Origin of the sequence: Rhodococcus sp. SBT000017 (assembly GCF_003688915.1) — a bacterium.
Taxonomy (GTDB): Bacteria; Actinomycetota; Actinomycetes; order Mycobacteriales; family Mycobacteriaceae; genus Rhodococcoides.
In genome coordinates this window covers 417,635-435,629 of sequence record NZ_REFU01000002.1, presented here as the reverse complement: position 1 = coordinate 435,629, position 17,995 = coordinate 417,635, and the positions used below count along the sequence as shown (strand labels likewise).

At 64.6% G+C, this 17,995-nt stretch carries 24 protein-coding genes; 17 read left to right on the top strand and 7 right to left on the bottom strand.

Features of this window, described 5'->3' with window-relative positions; translation table 11 throughout:
* Position 1 precedes the first annotated feature (1 nt).
* Both AYK61_RS23160 and AYK61_RS23155 read left to right on the top strand, forming a co-directional pair.
* Positions 2–1,300, top strand: a complete 1,299-nt coding sequence (locus AYK61_RS23160) for an O-acetylhomoserine aminocarboxypropyltransferase/cysteine synthase family protein (RefSeq protein WP_121873283.1) — start codon at positions 2–4, stop codon at positions 1,298–1,300.
* The gene (locus AYK61_RS23155; RefSeq protein WP_121873282.1) at positions 1,297–1,782 is read left to right on the top strand and encodes a CoA-binding protein; all 486 of its coding nucleotides are present in this window, start codon (positions 1,297–1,299) and stop codon (positions 1,780–1,782) included. Before AYK61_RS23160 ends, AYK61_RS23155 begins: the two co-directional genes overlap by 4 nt.
* Positions 1,783–1,788: 6 nt before the next feature.
* On the opposite strand, the gene AYK61_RS23150 is transcribed toward AYK61_RS23155, so the two are convergent.
* A complete protein-coding gene (locus AYK61_RS23150) occupies positions 1,789–2,550 on the bottom strand; it encodes an SDR family oxidoreductase (RefSeq protein WP_259468246.1) in 762 nt (253 codons plus the stop codon).
* 61 nt (positions 2,551–2,611) lie between these two features.
* Here AYK61_RS23150 and AYK61_RS23145 point away from each other — a divergent pair, with 61 nt between their 5' ends.
* Complete coding sequence (locus AYK61_RS23145) at positions 2,612–3,196, top strand: TetR/AcrR family transcriptional regulator (protein WP_121873280.1); 585 nt, start codon at positions 2,612–2,614, stop codon at positions 3,194–3,196.
* 34 nt (positions 3,197–3,230) lie between these two features.
* On the opposite strand, the gene AYK61_RS23140 is transcribed toward AYK61_RS23145, so the two are convergent.
* Together AYK61_RS23140 and AYK61_RS23135 are read right to left on the bottom strand one after the other, a co-directional pair.
* Positions 3,231–3,623, bottom strand: a complete 393-nt coding sequence (locus AYK61_RS23140; RefSeq protein WP_121873279.1) for a hypothetical protein — start codon at positions 3,621–3,623, stop codon at positions 3,231–3,233.
* Positions 3,620–4,687: a GGDEF domain-containing protein gene (locus tag AYK61_RS23135; RefSeq protein WP_128646368.1), complete on the bottom strand. Its 1,068-nt coding sequence runs from the start codon at positions 4,685–4,687 to the stop codon at positions 3,620–3,622. Before AYK61_RS23135 ends, AYK61_RS23140 begins: the two co-directional genes overlap by 4 nt.
* Positions 4,688–5,081: 394 nt before the next feature.
* Between AYK61_RS23135 and AYK61_RS23130 the strand changes: the two genes are divergently transcribed.
* From AYK61_RS23130 to AYK61_RS23110, 5 genes are all read left to right on the top strand, one after another.
* The gene (locus AYK61_RS23130; protein WP_121873277.1) at positions 5,082–5,351 is read left to right on the top strand and encodes a hypothetical protein; all 270 of its coding nucleotides are present in this window, start codon (positions 5,082–5,084) and stop codon (positions 5,349–5,351) included.
* Positions 5,344–5,556, top strand: a complete 213-nt coding sequence (locus tag AYK61_RS23125) for a hypothetical protein (protein ID WP_128646367.1) — start codon at positions 5,344–5,346, stop codon at positions 5,554–5,556. The genes AYK61_RS23130 and AYK61_RS23125 overlap by 8 nt, the downstream gene beginning before the upstream one ends.
* Before the next feature lie 94 nt (positions 5,557–5,650).
* Complete coding sequence (locus tag AYK61_RS23120) at positions 5,651–6,433, top strand: hypothetical protein (RefSeq protein ID WP_147458391.1); 783 nt, start codon at positions 5,651–5,653, stop codon at positions 6,431–6,433.
* Complete coding sequence (locus tag AYK61_RS23115; protein WP_121873274.1) at positions 6,430–6,921, top strand: ImmA/IrrE family metallo-endopeptidase; 492 nt, start codon at positions 6,430–6,432, stop codon at positions 6,919–6,921. Before AYK61_RS23120 ends, AYK61_RS23115 begins: the two co-directional genes overlap by 4 nt.
* Position 6,922: 1 nt before the next feature.
* Positions 6,923–7,900 (top strand): hypothetical protein, encoded by a 978-nt coding sequence (locus AYK61_RS23110; protein ID WP_121873273.1) that lies wholly within the window; start codon positions 6,923–6,925, stop codon positions 7,898–7,900.
* A gap of 27 nt (positions 7,901–7,927) precedes the next feature.
* Here the strand turns inward: AYK61_RS23110 and AYK61_RS23105 are convergent, their stop codons facing one another.
* The 3 genes from AYK61_RS23105 to AYK61_RS23095 all read right to left on the bottom strand — a co-directional run bounded on the left by AYK61_RS23105 (position 7,928) and on the right by AYK61_RS23095 (position 10,062).
* Positions 7,928–8,356, bottom strand: a complete 429-nt coding sequence (locus AYK61_RS23105; RefSeq protein ID WP_037191674.1) for a helix-turn-helix transcriptional regulator — start codon at positions 8,354–8,356, stop codon at positions 7,928–7,930.
* Between the two features lie 109 nt (positions 8,357–8,465).
* Positions 8,466–8,588, bottom strand: coding sequence for a hypothetical protein (locus AYK61_RS28070; RefSeq protein ID WP_255138276.1), 123 nt, complete (start codon positions 8,586–8,588; stop codon positions 8,466–8,468).
* 253 nt (positions 8,589–8,841) lie between these two features.
* Positions 8,842–10,062, bottom strand: a complete 1,221-nt coding sequence (locus AYK61_RS23095) for an IS110 family transposase (RefSeq protein WP_121869940.1) — start codon at positions 10,060–10,062, stop codon at positions 8,842–8,844.
* A 272-nt stretch (positions 10,063–10,334) separates the two neighbouring features.
* Between AYK61_RS23095 and AYK61_RS23090 the strand changes: the two genes are divergently transcribed.
* From AYK61_RS23090 to AYK61_RS23075, 4 genes are all read left to right on the top strand, one after another.
* A complete protein-coding gene (locus AYK61_RS23090) occupies positions 10,335–10,766 on the top strand; it encodes a DUF1810 domain-containing protein (protein WP_121873272.1) in 432 nt (143 codons plus the stop codon).
* 10 nt (positions 10,767–10,776) lie between these two features.
* Entirely contained in the window at positions 10,777–11,232 is a 456-nt protein-coding gene (locus AYK61_RS23085) for a 6,7-dimethyl-8-ribityllumazine synthase (protein WP_121873271.1), read from the top strand.
* Positions 11,233–11,275: 43 nt separating this feature from the next.
* Entirely contained in the window at positions 11,276–11,731 is a 456-nt protein-coding gene (locus AYK61_RS23080; protein WP_183130514.1) for a DUF4440 domain-containing protein, read from the top strand.
* A 70-nt stretch (positions 11,732–11,801) separates the two neighbouring features.
* Positions 11,802–13,187: an HNH endonuclease signature motif containing protein gene (locus AYK61_RS23075; RefSeq protein ID WP_121873270.1), complete on the top strand. Its 1,386-nt coding sequence runs from the start codon at positions 11,802–11,804 to the stop codon at positions 13,185–13,187.
* Between the two features lie 95 nt (positions 13,188–13,282).
* Here AYK61_RS23075 and dapD read toward each other — a convergent pair whose 3' ends face one another.
* On the bottom strand, positions 13,283–14,236 hold the full coding sequence (gene dapD / locus AYK61_RS23070) for a 2,3,4,5-tetrahydropyridine-2,6-dicarboxylate N-succinyltransferase (RefSeq protein WP_121873269.1): 954 nt from the start codon (positions 14,234–14,236) through the stop codon (positions 13,283–13,285).
* A gap of 181 nt (positions 14,237–14,417) precedes the next feature.
* Here dapD and AYK61_RS27455 point away from each other — a divergent pair, with 181 nt between their 5' ends.
* Genes AYK61_RS27455 through AYK61_RS23050 form a run of 5 tightly spaced genes read left to right on the top strand, consistent with a single transcriptional unit; the run spans position 14,418 to position 17,990 of the window.
* A complete protein-coding gene (locus tag AYK61_RS27455) occupies positions 14,418–14,561 on the top strand; it encodes a hypothetical protein (RefSeq protein ID WP_183130513.1) in 144 nt (47 codons plus the stop codon).
* 46 nt (positions 14,562–14,607) lie between these two features.
* Positions 14,608–15,552, top strand: a complete 945-nt coding sequence (locus AYK61_RS23065) for an SMP-30/gluconolactonase/LRE family protein (protein ID WP_121873268.1) — start codon at positions 14,608–14,610, stop codon at positions 15,550–15,552.
* Between the two features lie 11 nt (positions 15,553–15,563).
* Positions 15,564–16,649, top strand: a complete 1,086-nt coding sequence (gene dapE / locus AYK61_RS23060) for a succinyl-diaminopimelate desuccinylase (RefSeq protein WP_121873267.1) — start codon at positions 15,564–15,566, stop codon at positions 16,647–16,649.
* A gap of 10 nt (positions 16,650–16,659) precedes the next feature.
* Positions 16,660–17,430, top strand: coding sequence for a TIGR00730 family Rossman fold protein (locus AYK61_RS23055; RefSeq protein ID WP_121873266.1), 771 nt, complete (start codon positions 16,660–16,662; stop codon positions 17,428–17,430).
* Positions 17,427–17,990: a TIGR00730 family Rossman fold protein gene (locus AYK61_RS23050; protein ID WP_183130512.1), complete on the top strand. Its 564-nt coding sequence runs from the start codon at positions 17,427–17,429 to the stop codon at positions 17,988–17,990. The genes AYK61_RS23055 and AYK61_RS23050 overlap by 4 nt, the downstream gene beginning before the upstream one ends.
* Positions 17,991–17,995 lie beyond the last annotated feature (5 nt).

Below are 17,995 nucleotides of genomic sequence, written 5' to 3'. Positions count from 1 at the left end.
CATGAGCGAACGGACATTCGGCCTGCGTACCAGAGCAATTCACGCCGGAGCGAGACCCGATCCTGCCACCGGTTCGCGTGCGGTGCCTATCTATCAGACTGCGAGCTACGTGTTCGAGAATTCCGCGGACGCAGGCGATCTGTTCGCTCTGCAGAAGTACGGCAACGTCTACAGCCGCATCGGCAACCCCACCGTCGCCGCCTTCGAGGAGCGCATCGCGAGCCTCGAAGGCGGCATCGGGGCGGTTGCGTTCGCCAGTGGGTTGGCGGCCGAGTTCGCAGTGTTCGCTGCGCTCGCGGGCACCGGAGACCACATCGTTGCCGCGGCCGGGCTCTACGGCGGCACGGTGACCCAGCTCGACGTGACGCTGCGCCGCTTCGGCGTCGAGACCACGTTCGTCCCTGGCACCGATCCCTCCGATTACGCAGCAGCGGTGACGGATTCGACCAAGCTGATCTACGCCGAGATCATCGGCAATCCGTCGGGGGAGATCGCCGACCTCGAGGGTCTGGCCGCCGTCGCGCACGAACACGGAATTCCGTTGGTGATCGACGCGACGATGGCGACGCCCTGGCTGAGTCGGCCCATCGAATTCGGTGCCGACATCGTGATCCACTCGGCCACCAAGTTCCTCGGTGGTCACGGATCGACGCTCGGGGGAGTGGTGGTCGAATCCGGGCGATTCGATTGGGGCTCGGGTAAATTCCCGCAGATGACGGAACCGGTGGCCTCGTACGGCGGGCTGTCGTGGTGGGGGAATTTCGGCGAGTACGGCTTTCTGACGAAGCTGCGCAGCGAACAGTTGCGCGACATCGGCGGCGCATTGGCTCCGCAATCGGCATTCACGTTGATCCAGGGGGTGGAAACGTTGCCGCAACGCATGGATGCGCACGTCGCCAATGCCCGCGCGGTCGCCGAATGGCTCGACGGTGATTCTCGTATCGACTATGTGAGATGGGCTGGGCTGCAGGGTCACCCGCATCACGACCGGTCTCGGAAGTATCTTCCCGCCGGTCCCGGGGCGGTGTTTGCCTTCGGAATCGACGGCGGCCGCGAGGCCGGGCAGACGTTCGTCGAGAGCGTCCAGGTCGCCAGCCACGTCGCCAATATCGGTGACGTGCGGACGCTGGTGATCCACCCGGGCAGCACCACCCACCGACAACTGAGCGACGAGCAACTGCGCGGCGCAGGTGTCGGTCCCGAGCTGATTCGCATCAGCGTGGGACTCGAAGACGTCGAGGACATTGTGTGGGACCTGGATCAGGCCCTGACACTGGCAACAGGAAAGGCGCGGTCATGAGCGAACGCACCTGGCAGGGCCCGACCGCGCCGCAGCGGCAACGCATCCTGCGTGAGACGAAGACCGTCGCGATCGTCGGAGCGTCGAAGAACCCCTCGCGAGCAAGCTGTTTCGTCAATCGGTATCTGTCCTCGACGAGCAACTACGAGATATTCCTCGTCAATCCGACGGTCACCGACATCGAGGGCACACCCGTGTACCCGACGCTCGCCGATCTACCGAAGCCACCGGATCTGGTCGACGTGTTCCGCAAGAACGACGACTTGCCCGACGTTCTCTCCGAAGCGATTGCAGCGCAGGCGAAGACGATCTGGCTACAGCTCGGATTGTGGCACGAGCAGGTGGCACGCGACGGGGAGGCCGCGGGGTTGAACGTCGTCATGGATCGGTGCCTGAAGATCGAACACGCCCGATTCCACGGAGGACTGCATCTGGCCGGATTCGACACGGGAGTGATCGATTCGCGTCGTACCCGCGGTTGACCGGTCTCAGGCTTTCAGCAGGCGACCACTGATCTTCGCGGCCAACGATCGTGGGGCCAAACGCACACCGCCGGCGCTGATCTTGTTGGACAAACCGGAGACGATGCTGGCGGGGGTGCGGCGAGAATCCAACGCGCGCATAGCCGTCGAGACCACCTGCTCGGAGGTCTGGAAGTTGCCAACCGCGGCGTCTTTCGACCCCACGACGTCGAAGAACTCGGTGCGCGTGGGGCCGGGGGAGAGCGCGAGAATCTTCAGCGACGACGCGCGGTGCTCGAAGGCCAACGCTTCGGTGAAGTTGAGGACGAAGGCCTTCGTTGCACCGTAGACGGCCATGTTGGGGGTGGGTTGGTACGCAGCGGTGCTTGCGATGTTGATCAGCGCGCCGGTGAGGTTCGGCAGAAATGCGTGCGTCAGGTCGACCAGCGCGCTCACGTTCAGCGCGATCTCGGCGGCGACGCGCTCGGGATCCTCGTCGGTGAACCTTCCGTGCGTTCCGAAGCCTGCATTGTTGACGAGGGTGGTGGGAGTGATTCCCCTGTCTGTCAACGTGGTTCGTAGAGCTTCGCCGACGCCGGGGACGCCAAGATCCATTGCCACGACGGTGGCCGTGACGCCGTGCTCGGTTTCGATGCGCCGCGCCAGGGTGTTCAGCCGATCGGTGCGTCGTGCCACGAGGACGACGTTCTCGCCGCGTGCGGCGAAGCGGGTGGCGAATTCCTCGCCGAGGCCCGAACTTGCTCCGGTGATGAGCGCTGTGGAAGTCATGGCAGCCAATGTAGGCAGTGTCAGCATTGTTGTCAACGTCAACATCGCCTAGGGTGAGCTCATGGCAACGGAGCGCTACCACCACGGTGACCTGCGTAAAGTGTTGCTCGACGAGGCCGAACGGAGCATCGCGCACGGCGGAGTCGATGCGTTGTCCCTTCGGCAGCTGGCCAGAGATGTCGGCGTCAGTCACGGTGCCCCGGCGCGTCACTTCCGCGACAAGCAAGCGCTGTTGGATGCGCTGGCTCTGCACGGTTTCGAGGAACTGAACCGCCGGATGGTCGCAGCGGCAACGGGACCCGGTGAGCTGATGGCTCGGTTCCGTGCAGTCGCTCGCGCCTACCTCGGATTCGCCGTCGAACACCCGGAGTTGCTGGACGTCATGTACAGCACCAAGCATCATCCCGACGCCAGCGAGAAGCTGAAAAGCGTTGCGCACGAAAGTATGACCGCCACCGAGGCATTGCTCAGCGAAGCCATCGCTGCCGGTGTGATCACCGAGGCTCCACCCGAGATCCTCGCGCGCGTTGCCTTCGCGAGCGTGCACGGACTCGCGATGCTGGCCACCGGCGACCTGCTCGACGGCGTCCCGACCGAGGATCTGCTCGACGCGACCGTGGACACTCTGCTGCGCGGGTTCACCTGACCGGTGGCCCGAGCGCGGATCGAGGAGCAGCGCCCTAGGTGGACCCCGATAGGGGTATTTCGTCGGGGTCCGTCCCCGGATCGACGAGGTGAAGTCCCGGCCGTGCCCATCGGTGGTCGGGGCGCGTAGCGACGCTGGAAGCCATCTCGGCAATGAGGTCGAGCCGGAGGCGCTCTGCTGCGCGCTGCCTGCTCCTGAGGTAGTGAGCAAGTTCCGACGCGATGAGTGCGGCACCGACGGGCCCGCCGTACCGGTGCGTCCACCCGGGTCCATCGTGCTCGAATGCGTTCAGGAAACGGTTCGGGTCGGACAGCACGGCAAGGACGGTATCCGCGGTCACGCCGTGTGCGCGTAAGCGGGCGGTGACGTCCGAGATCTCGTGTGTTCCCCGGTGTGCGCCGAGCGCACGCTGCCACTGGGCATTCACAACTGCGGGCCGAAGTGAACACTGGGCCCGCTGCACGGGAGGCGGTGGGGTCCGGCCGAGTTCCGCGGCGACCCGACCTCTCCGTTCGGTCGGCGCTTGTACCGATACAGATCGGCATCGGCGTCGGCCAGCAAAGTCTCGAACGGTTTGTCTTTGGGCGTCGAGACAGCCAAACCGTAAGAGGCAGAGACCGATTGGCTGGCAACCATGGTTTCGGCCAACTGCCTGGCCTCGGCGTGGTTCGAGATCGGGGTGATGAGGACGAACTCGTCGCCGCCCACACGTCCGAGGATCGATCGCGACGGCGCGCGTGAGGACCACGAGAGAGCGAGCTCTGCAAGGGCCCGGTCACCGGCTGCATGCCCGTAGTTGTCGTTGAGATCCTTGAAGTTGTCGATGTCGAAAGCAATGATCGCGACGCGGTCTGTACTTCGGCGCAGTTGCGCTGTGAGACGGGCGAACCCGTGCTCGGCACCCGTGCGGTTGAACACCCCCGTCAGTGGGTCGCGCAACGCCGCCGAGCGAAGACTTGCTCCGGCCGACCCCAGTACTTCGGTGAACGCGACCACGCAGAAGAGGGCGACGATGACCTCGCTCGGCGAACTCGCGGCTTCACCGAGGGCAAGCGAACCGGCCACGGCCAGTGCCAGTACCGAACACTGAACCCGTGCGATCGAGGCTCGGTGCATAGTTCGGATGTACACGGCGAGAACGAGTATCGAGGCAACTGCGCTCATGCGGAGAGCCGTGTGCACCTGGAAGGCGATGCCGAACAGGCCTGCAAACGCAGCCCACACGACGGTCGAGTCGAGCTGCACGCGTCCGATGTGCACAGGTCTGGTCGCGACCGTACCCACGATCGAGAAGACGATGGACGCGAACAGTCCGCTCACCGTCGTCCACGACTGCTCGACGTCGGGTACCGAGAACGAGTCGAGCGTCGTTCCTATTCCGGTGAGAGCCGATACGATCAGCAGTAGCAGGACTGCCGCCAGCACTTTTCGCGCCTCTCTTCGCTGAGCGACGACGGGCACCGAGGCGTGGGGTGTCGATACGGCTTTCACGTCTGCTCCATCGCCGCAGCTATTTTCCCGTTACCAATTGTGATTCTCGCAACTCCACTCGATCGGTGTCGGCGGCCGTGACGGATCCGATGGCGCGGGAGTCCGGTGAGTACGGCCGGCGTCGCGGGTGGTCCGCTGCGGAGGTATGCCTCCGCTTCGAAAAGTGCGATCTGAACTGCGTTGATACCGATTGTCTCGGTGAACGGCAGCGGGCGAGTCGAGTGAGGCAACGTAACGTCGGCTCGCGTACGAAAAGCGGGCGTTTCCGTGTGCTGCCCGTCCAGTCGGCAGACCGCTGCTGCGGTGCCGCTCTCCCCGGATGGATAACTAGAAAATTGCTGACTTCGGGCAGTTTGGGTACGCTGCTCGCTAGTCGAATGTGAAGGACGGGGGCATGGTGACGAGTGCATGGAGCAGAGCCGAGAATCTTGCTGTTATCGACAGCGCGAGCTTCCGGGCGGTGTCCGTCGTCGGTGTGGTGGCAGCGTTGCTCGCAGGATTCACGGCGTTGGGTTGGATATTCGCCCAGCCGATGCTGGGGATCGTGGCGGGAGTGACCGCAATCGGCACGATCGGGACAGCTCACGCGCTGCTCGGTGGTAGTCGTTTCCGTACGTCGCCCGCTGATCTGTTGGAGACGCATGCGGGTCGCTTCGATGGCTGACAACCGCGACGAAGCATTGATCACGTTCGCGGCTCGCTGGGAGCCGTACGGCGGTGCGGATGCTTCGGAGATCTTCGTCTGCTTCGGTTTGAGCGAAAGTCAGTACCGGGCGCGTTTGTATCAAGCCTTAATGCGTTCCGGGCACGGTGCAGTGGACGTCGACGCCCGGGTCCGGGCGCGGTTGCTGCTCTACAGCACGTCGTGAGCATTCGACTTCTGCCCGGCGAGGCCGATACTCGATGCAGTGGCGTGCCGATCCTGGCTGCCGGCTCGAAACGAACGACAATCGGGGACAGCGAATGAGCATTGGGGCCAGGTGGCGTGTCGCGGCGCTGACAGTGGCGGCGGGAGCCGCGACGGTCGGTGGCGTCATGATCGGCACCGGGGCCGGCGTCTCGTCGGCGTATCCGATCTGTATCGGAAATCTGCACGCGTGCCATCACCCCGCCCCCACCAGTACCGATGTCACCACCACGGTGGATGATTCGACGACCACCGAATCCACCACGTCGTCCACCACCACGTCGGCGACCTCGACCACAGCAGCAGCGTCGAGCACCTCGTCGTCGAGACGCCCACGACCCACCCACGAACCCACCACGGAGTCGGAACAGTCGTCGACTCGCTCGCAGCCGTCACGCACGCCGACGTCCGGGGTGGTCGACGGGCCTCCTGCAGCCGTTCCTCCTGCAGCCGGGCTGCCTGCAGCCGTTCCGCCTGTCGGCGGTGCAGGCGGTGTCCCGCCAGGAGCCGGCCTCGATGTACCCGATGTCGAGGACGAGGGGACGGCGGCGGCGTCTTCCTCGACCGCGCCGTCGACAGAACCGGCCGGCCCGGCGTCGACCAGTGCGGCCTCTCCGTCGTCGTCCGCGTCCGGTCCCGGCGCATCGGGTCCCGGTGCGAACGGTCCTGATCCGGATACCGAACTCACCGCGTCGTCCGGTCTGTTGGACGCACGCGCGGTGGCAGGCGGAGTCGTGGGTCTGATGCTCGCCGGAGCCGGAGCAGGTGTCATCAGCGCCAGGGGAGCCCGCGCGCAGCAGGTGCGTCTCGATCGAGCTCGCGGGGAGATTTTCTCGTGACGCGCTCACACCGTCGGATCTCGGCGGCCGTGGACGTGGTCTGCGAAATTGCAGCGGATGCCGATCGGTCCACGCTCGACGGCGTGATCGAGGCGATCGCCCGCGAACGCAGGCGGCCGATCGTCATCGAGGGCGCAGTCCTGCCGCCGGGGGTGTGTGGGCAGCGCCGCGCCTACCCCGATCGCGATGTGATCGTGATCGGTATAGACCTTCCGAATTACGATCGCACGCTTGCCCACGAACTGGGCCACATCGTCTTTCGGCACGACGGCATACCCGTCGAGAGTTCCCTGCGCGCCGTCAGCGAAGAGCTGTTGGCGTACTTGCTGAGCGAACGCACGTTGCAATCGGCCGTGGTGGACGGTGCCGACAACGACGACGAATGGGAAGCGGAGGCCTTCGCCGGGCAGTTGCTGCAGCGATTGCGTCGTGCGAACACCCGAGGCGCAGCTCGATCGATCGTCTCTTTCGACCAGGCGTTGGGCTGACATGGCGTGGATTGCAGCACTGGTGGTCTGGCTTGCGGCCGGTGCACGAGTGGGCCGAATGGTCGTGCGACCTGCCACCACGGTTCGGATCTGCATGGTCCTGGCCATGGTGTGCACAGCGGCGGCCCAGACGGTGGCCATCGACGACGTCGCCGCCACGCTCGGCCGCGACAATGCGGCTGCAGCGTTGGCGATGTGCTGGGCCGGCGGGGCCGGAGCGTCGATGGTGATCGCCATCAGAGCATGGCCGACACTTCTGCGGCGGTGGTACCGAACGTGCGCCGTCGTCATCGCGGTGTCCACAGCCGGTGCGATGGCTGGCTCGCTCTGGAACCCGGTGGCCGGATGGTGCGCGGTGCTGCCGGCGTTCGCCGCCGTGATCGCGGCCGGGGTTCGGGTAATCGCCCGCACGCCGATCGGGCGTGCGGTTGCCCTTTATTGTCTCGGTGCTGTGGCACCGCTGTCGATCGCCATCGCAGTGATTCTCGGTGCGGAACCCAACCGCGGGGTGCTCACACTGGGTGCGTTGATCATGTCGATCGGTGCCGTGTCGGTGTTGATCGAGACATGGATACGCGCCCGGATCCTGCTCTACCGCATCAAAGATCTACACCACGCCCTGCTCCGCCGATTCCCCGAACTTCGCGACTCCGACAGATCGCGGGCACCCACTGTGCTGCAAGCGTCCGATCACGTGTCGGACGTCATGGACGGGCTGTACTTGCAGGTGGGCGCCGGACAGTTCGACGACGGAGTCGCCGCGCCGAACGATCCGGTGGATCGCGCAGCACGGATAGCTCGGACGGTCCACGACCCTCTCGCCCACCCCATCCTCGGTGCCCACTGGATCGTGCCCCCACCCGACTGGTCCCCTCCTCAGTGGGTTGCCTTGATCGCCCGGGCGCATCGATCGACGTCCACCGCCGCGCTCGACGACTCGACATCACCGGACTCCGCTACCGACACGACTGCTCGGTAGCGGACGGGGCCGGCCAGGCAGCGAGCGCTACGGGGTGCTGTCCGGTGGCACCGCGGGCAATCCTTCGCTTGCGCGTAGCTTTTCGGCCATCGAGGTCAGCAGGCTCTGCGATTCGTCGGACAGGTCGAATGCGCGTGCCGACAGTCGCCGCAGGCCCTGATTCCGCAATTGCGCGAGCATTTCGAGATCGCGATCGACCGCATCCTGATAGACCGGGTCGTAGAAATAATCCGCCCGTACCTTGAAGAACCGCGCCAACGCTGTCACGGTCTCCTCCGACGGGTTGGTCCTGTGTCCGGATCGAAGCTGCGAAATATACGGTTTGGAGATGCGATGGCCCGCGTCGGCCAGCCCCTGTGCGACCTCGGCATTGGTGTGAGGCCGACGTCCCGGTGGATGGACCGTGTCGAACAGCTTGTTCAACCTGGCCGCGAACGATCCGTCTTCGACCGGCACCTTTGTCTTCCCTCTGATCATGTGAACCCAACTTGTCCCGCGGCGGTAGCCGACATTTCAGTAACCAAATGGTAACCGTCCGGCGGCTTCGATAAGCCCGCTCTGCTGTTCACGGTCGAAATCCGCGTTGGGTGGCGCTTGGCCGGTCCTGAGCGATGTGCCGAATCATTCGGATCGATTCGCCGACGATCAACGTGACCAGCGACAGCGCCATCAATGCAAGCGCAGCCACGATCGCGAATATCAACACCGAATACATCTCGACTACCCCTCTGTCTCATGAGCTGGACGAGTCTGGATCGCAGAGGCGACGTGATGCGGTCGAGTCCGGATGCGAGGCCTGTCGTGCTTTGCGGGGGGTGGCCTCGCATCCGGCAGCCGGCATCGTCTGCGAATTCGACACCGTCCAGGTCTAGATATTAGCTGAAAGATTGCTGTCGAGGCGAACTGAATCGGTGCCCTAGACATCCCGGGTCCGTAACTTGTCAAGCTGCGGCTGGTTGTTGCCCGGTGCGGTGTGCCCAAGCGGTGTGTTCGTCGTATTCGGTGTGGTGACGTAGGCACCCGTGCAGGAGCCCGACAAGTCTGTTGCCGAGTGCGCGGAGCGCTTGGTGGTGGAGGTCTCCGGCAGCGCGGTGGTGGTCGTAGAACGCGCGTGCGCCCGGACTCTGGTTGAGGGCGCAGAACGCCCACTGGTCGATGGCATCGTAGAGCCGCCGGTTGCGGATATGACGAGCCAGTACGGCCCGCTTCTTGCCCGACGCAACTGTCAGGGGTGACGTACCGGCGTAATTCTTGCGAGACTTGGCGTTGGTGTAGCGGGCGACGTCGTCGCCGAATTCACCGAGCACCCGGGCGCCGAGGATGACACCGATTCCTGGCAGGGAGAGGTAGATAGCGGCGTCCGGGTGTGTTTCAAAATGGCGGGTCAGTTGGGCTTCGAGGTCGACGATCTGACGGTTCAACTCCGCGATCAGCGCCACCGCCGAGCGGGTGGTGGCGGCGAACGCAGCGGCAACAGGAGGTGGTGCCGTGAGATGGTCGGTACGCAATGCAACGCGAATTTCTTCAGCGCGTGATTCGATATTGCGTTGTCTCCCAGCTTTTTTCAGGATCGATCGGATCGTCGCTGCGCTCAGGTGAGATGCTTCGGCGGGCGAGGCGGCACGCGAGAGCACCGCGACGGCGTCGCCGTGATGAAGACTGTCGAAGGCCTCGAGTGCGGCGGGGTAGTACTCGCGCAAGGACGAGCGCAACGCGTTGGTCTGCCGGTTACGGGACCAGATCAGATTCTGATGTCCGCGGGCCAATACTTTGATCGCCTCGGCCGAGGTCGAGTCGCCGGCGATGGTGCGGTGGTTGTGCCTGTCGGTGCGCACGAGGTCGGCCAAGAGTTTGGCGTCGCCGGCGTCGGATTTTGCACCCGAGACATGGTGGCGGTCTCGGTAGCGCGCAGCAGCGAGCGGATTGACCGCGTACACGGTGTATCCGGCCGCGGCCAGAGCAGACACCCACAAGCCGCGATCGGTCTCGATGCCGACGACGACCTCGGCGGGCGCCTGGGCGTACGAGGCAATCACATCGTGAAACCCACTGATACCCGCCAGTCCTTCGGGTAATCGGCGTGAGGTCAACCGTTTCCCGTCGGCGTCCATCACGTGGATGTCGTGGTGATCCTCCGCCCAGTCGTCTCCAACAAAAATCATTCGGTTCTCCTGTTCGCGCTCGATCGGACACTGTCGGCGAGCCTCGAGGGATCCGGACGGCGACCTAATGGATCAGTGCTCTGGTGGCACGACACCCCATCAGCATTCTGGGAACCCTCGCCGACCGGTGGGGACACGATCTAGGGTTAGGAGTCGATCCACACTCCAGGTTGAAATAGTGCTCACCCACCAGCGGCTCGGTGACCAGCGTTGTCCGGTTGCTCCAGTTCCAGCCGGAGACTCGCCGATCAAGTCCCATTAGGTTGAGTGGCATGACCGAATACGACCTGCAACGCTTCGTCGACGCCCAGGATCCCGTGTGGAGTGCAGTGACGCAGGAGTTGAAGGCAGGGAGGAAGCACACCCACTGGATGTGGTTCGTGTTCCCGCAGTTGGCGGGGTTGGGACGGAGTGCGACTGCTCAGCACTTCGGCATCGCCGACCTGACGGAGGCGGAACTGTATCTGTCCCACGAGGTGCTGGGTCCGCGTCTGAAGAAGGCGGCCCGGCTGACCGTCGGAATCGAGGGTCGAACGGTAGACGAGATCTTCGGTTACCCCGACAATCTGAAACTGCATTCGTCCATGACGCTTTTCGCCGAAGCTACCAAGGGCCAGTCCGTTTTCGGTGAAGTGTTGCAGAAGTATTTCGGCGGCGAATTCGATGGCGCGACACTCGACTTGCTCGACGAGCGTTACCGCTAGCATCGCATCCATGACCACTCCACTAGCCGGATCCATTGCCTTCGTCCACGCCAGCTGGCACCTGGACATCGTCGATCGCGCACGAGTGGGATTCGCCGCCGAACTCGAGCGGCTGGGCCAGGGCGATACTCGTATCGACGTCTTCGAGGTGCCGGGGGCATTCGAGATCCCGCTGCACGCCCAGCGGTTGGCGAAGACCGGGAAGTACTCGGCGATCGTCGCCGCCGCGCTGGTCGTCGACGGAGGAATCTATCGACACGACTTCGTAGAAACGGCGGTCATCGACGGCCTCATGCGGGTGCAACTGGACACCGATGTGCCGGTGTTCTCGGTGGTGCTCACTCCCCATCACTTCCACGAACACTCCGACCACAACGCCTTCTTCACCGCCCACCTCGAAACCAAAGGTGCAGAAGCCGCACGGGCTGTGGTGAAAACCCTCGCGTCACTGGGGACGATCGGCTGACGGCGGGATGATCTCGTGGCATCGGTTGTGGATACTCGACGCCGTGACCGATACCGAGAGCGAGCCCGACTGTGACGCAACCCTTGAACTGGTACTGGCTGAGCTCGAACGACGTGAACCGATCTTCCACCGCCGCGAGTTCGGCACCACGCGCGAGGACTTCGATCGGCTCACGGATGTGAACTTCTGGGAGACCGGTGCCTCCGGTCGTCGCTACAGCCGCGAACACGTCTGGGCTGTTCTCGGGCAGCGATATGCGTCGGACCCCACCGGGCGACACGACTCCGACTGGACGACCAGTGCATTCGAGCTCCGCGAGATCGCATCGAACACTTATTTGCTGACCTACTTGCTCGAGCAGCACGACAGACTCACCCGCAGGACGACGTTGTGGCAGCGACGCGAGGGTGATTGGAAAATCCTCTATCACCAGGGAACTCTCGTATCCGGTTCCGTCTCCGATACCACACCCCACCGACAGGTTCTGAATAGCGAATAGTTAAGCAGGGCAATAGTTTTCGATTGCACTAAGGTTGCCAGTCGAACGCATGTTCGATACACTTGCTTCCATGACCGCAGCGATCTGGCAACTGAGCGAGAGCGAACTCCTCGCCGACGCCGCTGCGGTCTCCCACCAGATCCAGCTGTTGGAAGCCCGGCGGATCGCTCTCGTCGCCGAGATCGACGCTCGCGTCTCGCGGGAGAAACTCGGCTTTCCCGGACCCGCCGGATGGCTGACCTCCACCACCCTGCTCTCGCCCTCCAAAGCGAACAAGATCGTGGCCCTGGCCCGCGGCATGGCTGCGTTTCCCGACATCGCCGACGCCCTGAACACCGGCGTCATGTCCGTCGATCACGCCGCGCTGATTCTCACTTTCGCCGAAACACCCCCGGAGAACCTGCCGGATGAGGGGCACGATGTCGCGCGTAAAGCTCTGATCGCCGCCGCCACCGGGCCCGAAGCGCGCACCGGCCGGATTCGTGCAGCGATCACCAGACTCGAAGACAGCTTCGGCAACAAGAAACCACCCGCCGAGGACACCGACCGCAACGAATTCTTCGCCTCGAAAACCCTGAACGGGCGACTGGTACTCAAGGGAGACTTCGATGCGATCACCGGAGAAAAGCTCCTCACCGCACTCTCGCCGTTGACCGAACCCCGCCCCGCCGCAGACGGCACCGACGACGACCGCAGCCCCGCCAAACGTCGCGCCGACGCATTCGGACACATCCTCGACCAGTACCTCGCCTCGAGCAATCGCCCCACCGAAGGCGGTGAGAGGCCACACCTCAACCTGCACATCACCCTGCGCGATCTCACCGACCTCCGCGACAGTGCCGACGCCGACGACATCGCAGACGACGAGAACACTCGCAGCACAACCGAATCCGACACCGACACAGTCGATCCGGTCGACATCAACACCGGACACCCCATCACCCCTGACTCAGCAACCGAGCCGGAACCAGCCACTGCCGCCGATCGCGGCGCGTATCGAGACTTGTTAGGCGACGGCACCACGGTCGGCTGGCTGCCGTGGATGGGACCACTCTCCCGCAACACCTCCCGGCAGTTGGCCTGCGACTGCATTCTCACCGCCATCGTCATGGACGAGAACGGATCCCCGATCAATCTCGCCCGCACCGCCCGCACCGTCACCGCCAAACAACGCAAAGCCCTCATCGCGAGAGATCACACCTGCGCATTCCCCGGCTGTGGCAAACCCGCATCCTGGACCGAGGCGCACCACATCTGGCACTGGGCAGACGGCGGCCCCACCGACATGAACAACCTCGTCCTACTCTGCCGATTCCACCACCGACTTATGCACCACTCCGACTGGGAAGTGTTCATCGGCACCGACAACCACCCGTGGTTCATACCACCGGCCACCGTCGACCCGTACCGACAACCCCGACCATCCCACGCCCGCGCAGGCCCCCACATCGCCTGAACCGGGTCCCCACAACGCAATCCAGCCCCGCACTGAGAACACGGTGCGGGGCTGGACGAGGTTGTTCGACAGCCTGATTCGAGTGAAGCGGACTCTCAGTCGTTGGCGTGCAAGGCCGCGTTCAGTTCGACGCCGGTGCCCTTCCACGGCACCACCTCGACCGCACCCGACAGCGAGTTGCGACGGAACAGCAGGTTGGACTTACCGGACAATGTTGCCGCCTTCACCACTGTCCCATCCGGACCACTCACCTTCGTGCCTGCCGTGATGTACAGCCCCGCCTCGACGACGCAGTCGTCACCGAGCGAAATGCCGAGACCGGAGTTCGCGCCCAGCAAGCAGCTCTTCCCGACGGAAATGACGTTCTTGCCGCCACCGGAGAGCGTGCCCATGATCGACGCACCGCCGCCCACGTCGGAACCGTCACCGACCAGGACACCCGCGGAGATGCGACCCTCGACCATCGAGTTGCCGAGCGTGCCGGCATTGAAGTTGACGAAGCCTTCGTGCATGACCGTCGTGCCGCTGGCCAAGTGCGCGCCGAGGCGAACGCGGTCGGCGTCGGCGATACGAACTCCAGTGGGAACGACGTAATCGACCAGGCGTGGGAACTTGTCGACTCCGTACACGGTCACCGGACCGCGGGCGCGCAGCTTCGCGCGCACCGTCTCGAAACCGTCCACCGCTGCGGGACCGAAGTTGGTCCACACCACATTGGCCAGCAGACCGAACACTCCGTCGAGATTCTGCCCGTGCGGCTGAATCAACCGGTGCGAGAGCAGATGCAGTCGCAGATACGCGTCGTGGGCGTCGATCGGGGCGTCGTCGAGGGAGGCGATGCTGGTGCGCACTGCGACCACCTCGACGCCGCGCGCCTCGTCGGATCCGACGAGAGCGGCCAGCTCCTCGGGGACGTCCGAACCCTCGAGCCGGACGGTGCCGGTCTCGAAGCCCGACCCGAGCTCCGGGCTCGGAAACCAGGTGTCGAGTACTACGCCCGACGTCGTGATGTTGGCAATACCTACTGCTGATGCTCCCTGTGCGCTCACGGGACGAAGAATACGCGGTGGACCCAGCGGGCGGGTTGGCCCGTCATCGCGGGAACGTCGCTTGTTCCTGGACTCCGTTCCCGACGCGGCGTCGGTTCGTTATCGGTTCGACTGCCGAGCGTGACCGCATCGGGATACCGGCGAACGCATCGGCGGCGGGGGAGCTGACAGAGTTTCCCCCGTGACCACACGTACCGCCGCCCGTAGCCGTGGAGTGACGTCGGTGATGGCGGACGGTGTGTCCTTCAGCGGGTTGGTGACGACCCTGGCGACGACGATCGTGCTGGGAGTCGCGCTGGGTTTGGTTGTCGCAGGCGCGTGGTAGACATCGTCATCGGCTGACAGGGGGTCGCCGAGGCTGGGGGAGTGTCATGAATTCGAGCAAGTCCGCACGTGTGCGTTCGGTCGTCACGGCGATTGCTGCCGCGCTGGTGGCGGCGGGCGGCGTCGTCGTCGGTTCCAGCACCGCAGCCGCAGATCCCTACTGCGCCGGAGCAGGCGGGCCGTCTGCAGAGGTCGCACGGATCCCGGGGGCAGCTCTGGAAGGACTGGCGATCGACGCGTCGGGCCGCGCCTACGTCACCGACATCGTCTCCGGCCGGGTGTACCGCATCGATGCGCCAGGACAGGCCGCGTACCCCATCGCGACGGTCCCCAGCGGCGGCGGTGGCGCGCTGGCCTGGATGCCCGACGGCACCCTGCTGGTCGGCTACGGAGCCGACCCTCGCGTCTTCGTCGGAGACGTCGTCAAGGCCGCGGGGATCGTTCGGCTCGACGTGGACACTCTCACCGTCACCCCGTACGCAACCGGTCTGAGCGCAGCCAACGGACTTGCCGTCACCGCTGACGGAACGGTGTACGCCACCAACGACTTCGGCTCGCTGATCGGGCGGATCGGCCCCGACGGTTCGGTCGACCCTGCGTGGGCGAGCTTCCCCAGTGCCAACGGCGCGGTGCTCGACGCCGCCGATCGGTACCTGTACGTCTCGCGCACTTTCGTGAACCCGGGCGTCAGCCGGATCCCGCTCGCCGACCCTTCGGCACCGGAAAGTGTGCTCGATCTGTCGGGACTCGACGGCTTCGCAGCTCCGGACGGGCTCACCCTCGACGACGCCGGACGCCCGGTGGTGCCGCTCAACGCAGGCGGCTCCGTCGTCCGCATCGATGGGCCGGGGGCGACGTGTGTCATCGGCACCGGTACGCGGTTGACAAGCGTTGTGGCCTACGGACGCTCCGACCAGGGCTTCTCGAGCGGAAGATTGTTCGGTGCCGGCTTCGACGGCGTGGTCCGCGAGATTCCGGGATCCACGGCCTAGAGTTTTCTCCCGTGACGCTCGAACTGCATGCCGACCCGATAGACCTCACCGCGGCACTGGTGGACATCCCCAGTGTCAGTGAGGACGAATCGCGCATCGCAGACGAGGTGGAGCAAGCACTCCGTGAGCAGACCACGGGCTTCGAGATCATCCGTAGCGGCAACGCAGTGCTGGCACGAACCAATCGCGGATTCGCGTCGAGAGTGATGCTCGCCGGGCATCTCGACACGGTTCCCATCGCAGACAACGTGCCGTCGAGGCGCGAGCACGACAGCGCTGAGGGCGACATCCTGCACGGGTGCGGAACCGTCGATATGAAGTCGGGTGACGCGGTGTTCCTGCACCTCGCCGCCACGATCGACAACCCTGCTCACGATCTGACTCTGGTGTTCTACGACTGCGAGGAGATCGCGGCCGCCCGCAACGGACTGGGCCGCATCGAACGCGAACTTCCCGAATGGCTCGCTGCCGACGTCGCGATCCTCGGTGAACCGTCCGGCGGCTTCATCGAGGCCGGTTGCCAAGGGACGCTGCGGGTTCGGCTGACCGCGTCGGGAACGCGGGCCCACAGCGCTCGGTCCTGGTTGGGCGACAATGCAATTCACAAATTCGGTGCAGTCCTGAACCGGCTCGCCGCATATCGCGCACGCACCGTCGACATCGATGGCTGCGTGTATCGGGAAGGGCTGCAAGCAGTACGGATCTCCGGTGGGGTCGCGGGCAACGTCGTTCCCGACGCGGCCGAACTCGACGTCAATTTTCGCTTCGCACCCGATCGCAACGTGGACGAAGCCGTCGAACACGTTCGTGAGGTGGTCGAGGGACTGGATCTCGGATTCGAGGTCACCGACTCGTCGCCCGGAGCGCTTCCCGGTTTGAACCGACCGGCAGCGGCCGCTCTCATCGAGGCCGCGGGCGGACAGTTCCGGGCCAAGTACGGCTGGACGGACGTCTCCCGGTTCTCGGCGCTCGGGATCCCGGCGGTCAACTACGGACCCGGAGACCCCAATCTCGCCCACAAGCGCGACGAACGCGTCCCCGTCGAGCAGATCACCCACGTCACACAGGTTCTCCGGAGCTACCTCACTGCCGGATAGCCTGAACGCCATGAACAGCGACCAGGGCCCAGGTAGTTCCGAGGAACACAGCAGTGAGAAATCGGCCAAGCACAAGGGATCCGTCGTACTTCGGCGAGGCCGGAACACCGAGACCTCCACCTCGGATCAACGCCTGCTCGACGAGCGAGGACCAGGGAACTGGATTCACTCCGACACCTGGCGAGTGCTGCGTATCCAGAGCGAATTCGTCGAGGGATTCGGTGCGCTCGCCGAGGTCCCGAAGGCTGTGACCGTATTCGGTTCGGCGCGCACCCCCGTCGACCATCCCGAGTACGCCCGAGCCCGGCAGCTCGGAGCCGCTCTCGCGAAGGAGGGCTTCGCCGTCATCACCGGTGGCGGGCCCGGTGCGATGGAGGGGGCCAACCGAGGAGCGAGCGAGGCCGATGGGTACTCGATCGGGCTCGGGATCGAGCTGCCGTTCGAGCAGGGCCTCAACGAGTGGGTCGATCTGGGCGTAAATTTTCGCTACTTCTTCGTGCGCAAGACCATGTTCGTGAAGTACTCCCAGGCGTTCGTGTGCCTTCCCGGCGGCTTCGGTACTCTCGACGAACTCTTCGAGGCCCTGACGTTGGTGCAGACGGCCAAGGTCACCAGGTTCCCGATCGTGTTGCTGGGCAAGGACTTCTGGTCGGGACTGCTCGATTGGATCAAGACGACTCTCGTGAAAGAAGGCAAGGTGTCCGAGAAGGACCTCGAACTGATCCACTGCACCGACAGCGTCGACGAAGCTGTCCGGATCGTCCGCGAGGCCCAGCAGTGAGCGATCGCGGCACGACCGAACGCTTGCTCAGTGTCTGCGTCTACTGCGCGTCGGGTCCCGTCGACGCCTCGTTCATCGACCTGGCCGGTGAGGTCGGCACCGAGATCGGCCGACGAGGCTGGCAGCTCGTCTCGGGCGGCGGCAACGTGTCGATGATGGGCGCGGTCGCGGCGGCGACGCGAGCAGCGGGCGGCAACACGGTCGGCGTGATTCCGAAAGCGCTCGTACACCGCGAGGTCGCCGATGTCGACGCCGACGAGCTGATCGTCACCGACACCATGCGTGAGCGGAAGAAGATCATGGAGGACCGCGCCGACGCGTTCATCACCTTGCCGGGTGGGATCGGGACGTTGGAGGAGCTGTTCGAGACCTGGACCGCGGGCTACCTGGGCATGCACAGCAAGCCGATGGTGATGCTCGACCCATTCGGACATTTCGACGGCATGATGCAGTGGATAGAAGGTTTGCGAGAGACCGGATTCGTGCAACAACGCGCCCTCGATGCCCTGGTCAGAACGACGACCGTCGATGCAGCTCTGAATGCCTGCGCGACGTTGTGACAGGT